Consider the following 3,368-nt stretch of genomic DNA (forward strand, 5'->3'; position numbering starts at 1 on the left):
AGCGTCTTTAGGCGCTGGCTGGTATTATGGGCTTATAGCCCTTGATCAAACCACCCGTTAGACGGGTGGTTATGATTATATTTAAATCACGACACATCACCAGAATTTTTTTGTGAAGCACCACAGTTGACAAAGAGCTTAAAAAACACGGCATTCCGCCGTGCTTCTTTGTTTATTTCACCAATTTCTTCATTTCTTCAATACGCACTACTGTCGCATCGTATTTAGCTTGGTAATCTTCTTGTTTGTCGCGTTCTTTTTGGACGACTTCTGGTTTGGCATTGGCTACGAAGCGTTCGTTGCTAAGTTTCTTACCAACCATGTCGAGTTCTTTTTGCCATTTGGCCAATTCTTTTTCAAGACGAGCCAATTCTTCTTCGACATTAAGAAGGTCAGCGAGTGGCAAGTAGATTTCTGCACCTGTAATGATGCTTGACATAACCAAGTCAGGCACTTCGACATCTGCTGCAATTTCCAAGTGTTCTGGGTTTGTGAAGCGTTTGATGTAGTTGACATTATCATTAAAGAAAGCATCGAGCTTGCTGTCGCTTGTCTTGATCAAGATAGTGATTGGTTTACTTGGCGCTACGTTCACTTCTGCACGTGAGTTACGAACGGAGCGAATCACATCTTTAAGAGCTTCAACACCGGCTGCTGCTTCTTCGTTTTTAAACTCTGGACGAACCACTGGGTATTCCGCCGTCACGATTGTTCCTTCAGAGATTTGACCGTAGATTTCCTCAGTCACGAATGGCATGATTGGATGAAGAAGACGCAAGATTTGGTCCAAAGTGTAAAGAAGAACCGAACGAGTGATGACTTTTTCGTCCTCATTGTCGCTGTATAGCACTTCCTTAGTCAACTCAACATACCAGTCCGCAAACTCATCCCAGATGAAGTTGTAGAGGATGTGACCAGCCACACCAAATTCGAACTTGTCAAAGTTTTCAGTGACTTTTCCAATCGTTTCGTTGAGGTTGTGAAGAATCCAACGGTCTGTCACGTTACCTGCTTGACTAGCAGCCACTTTAGCTACATTTTCACGCGCCACATCCAAGGTCAATCCTTCATTGTTCATGAGGATGTAACGAGAGATGTTCCAGATTTTGTTAATGAAGTTCCAAGACGCATCCATTTTCTCGTAAGAGAAACGCACGTCTTGACCTGGTGCAGAACCGTTTGAAAGGAACCAACGAAGGGCATCAGCACCGTATTTCTCAATAACATCCATTGGGTCAATCCCGTTTCCGAGAGATTTCGACATCTTGCGTCCTTGCTCGTCACGAATCAAACCGTGGATCAGAACGTTTTGAAATGGTTGACGGCCAGTGAATTCCAATGATTGAAAAATCATACGAGACACCCAGAAGAAGATGATGTCGTAACCTGTTACTAGGGTTGAAGTTGGGAAGTAACGTTTGAAGTCATCTGAGTCGACATCAGGCCAGCCCATGGTTGAGAATGGCCAAAGGGCAGAACTGAACCAAGTGTCCAAGACGTCTTCATCCTGTTTCCATCCGTCACCTTCTGGAGCTTCTTCGCCGACGTACATTTCACCCTCAGCATTGTACCAGGCAGGGATTTGGTGACCCCACCAGAGCTGACGAGAAATAACCCAATCATGGACATTTTCCATCCATTGGAGGAAGGTATCGTTGAAACGAGGTGGGTAGAATTCTACCTTATCATCTGTGTCTTGGTTGGCAATAGCGTTCTTAGCCAATTGATCCATCTTCACGAACCATTGCGTAGATAAGCGTGGCTCAACCATAACTCCAGTACGCTCTGAGTGACCAACTGAGTGGGTCATCTTCTCAATCTTAACAAGCGCACCGATTTCTTCCAATTTCTTAACAACAGCCTTACGAGCTTCAAAGCGGTCCATACCGTTGAATTCACCAGCCAATTCATTCATGGTACCATCATCGTTCATGACATTGACTTGTGGCAAGTTATGACGTTGACCAACTAAGAAGTCGTTAGGGTCGTGGGCAGGAGTGATTTTCACCACACCAGTACCAAATTCAGGGTCTGCGTGCTCATCGCCAACGATTGGGATTGGCTTGTTCAAGATTGGCAAGATAACATTTTTACCAATCAAATCTTTATAACGGTCATCGTTTGGGTTAACCGCTACAGCAGTATCCCCAAACATAGTTTCAGGACGTGTTGTTGCCACTTCAAGGGCACGTGAACCATCTTCCAACATGTAGTTCATGTGGTAGAAGGCACCTTCGACATCCTTGTGAATAACCTCGATATCAGAAAGGGCTGTACGGGCTTTCGGATCCCAGTTGATGATAAATTCACCACGGTAAATCCAACCTTTCTTGTAGAGCTCTACAAAAACCTTACGAACCGCTTTTGAAAGACCTTCGTCAAGGGTGAAACGCTCACGAGAGTAATCTACAGAAAGACCCATCTTACCCCATTGTTGCTTGATAGTTGACGCATACTCGTCTTTCCATTCCCAGACTTTAGTCAAGAAAGATTCACGACCAAGGTCATAACGAGAGATGCCGTCTTCAGCCAAACGAGCTTCTACTTTAGCTTGAGTGGCAATCCCAGCGTGGTCCATACCAGGAAGCCAAAGTGTATCAAAACCTTGCATGCGTTTTTGACGGATGATGATATCCTGTAAAGTCGTATCCCAAGCGTGACCAAGGTGAAGTTTACCGGTTACGTTTGGTGGTGGAATAACGATTGAATAAGGCTTAGCCTTTTTATCGCCTGAAGGCTTGAAAACATCTTCGTCAAGCCATTTTTGGTAACGACCAGCCTCAACCTCGGCTGGATTGTATTTAGGTGAAAGTTGTTTCATTTTTGTTTCTCCTTCGAATTAATATACTGTTCTATCACAGATTCAAAAAAATTTTCACTCCCAATTATCGAATAGTCTATAATTTCAAACGGTACTGTAAAATGTTTAACATGATCTGTATAGAAAGAACATGGCAATAAATTTTCAAAAGTGATTACCATAGAATTAAATTTCTTTTTATAATAATCATCATAGGACTTGTGATGCTCCTCAGGAACATACCAATTTTTGAATTTTTCGTTAAATTCAGGTTTAAAATAATTAATTAATTTTGCTTCAACTAGATTTATGTGACTAGATTCATCAGGAAAATCTAATATTTCTTCCGCAGATATTGTAGCAAACTTACCGGAATCCATAGTAGTAGCAACTTTAACTTCACTTGTTGATAACAGAAGTACTTTAATATCATATATGATTCTAGAGTCAATTATCTGCGATAAGATATTTTGAAGAGTAGAATGACTTTTCAATCTATCTTGAGCAAATCTATTAAAATCATTACCTTTTGCTTGCCCTATATATAGTATGTCTCTTATAAACATCT

General features: G+C 42.0%; 1 protein-coding gene and 1 pseudogene. Both read right to left on the minus strand.

Features of this window, described 5'->3' with window-relative positions; genetic code table 11:
• Positions 1–172: 172 nt before the first annotated feature.
• Positions 173–2,821, minus strand: a complete 2,649-nt coding sequence (locus tag H7T93_RS09860; protein WP_037604160.1) for a valine--tRNA ligase — start codon at positions 2,819–2,821, stop codon at positions 173–175.
• Positions 2,818–3,368, minus strand: a pseudogene (locus H7T93_RS09865) (type I restriction endonuclease subunit S); the annotation flags it as partial. The pseudogene H7T93_RS09865 and the gene H7T93_RS09860, both read right to left, overlap by 4 nt.

The organism is Streptococcus sp. 9.1 (assembly GCF_016648815.1).
In the GTDB taxonomy this organism is placed as follows: domain Bacteria; phylum Bacillota; class Bacilli; order Lactobacillales; family Streptococcaceae; genus Streptococcus; species Streptococcus salivarius_E.

Coding starts and splice junctions, on each gene's coding strand:
- H7T93_RS09860 (WP_037604160.1), bottom strand. CDS start 2,821: ATGAAACAACTTTCACCTAAATACAATCCAGCCGAGGTTGAGGCTGGT.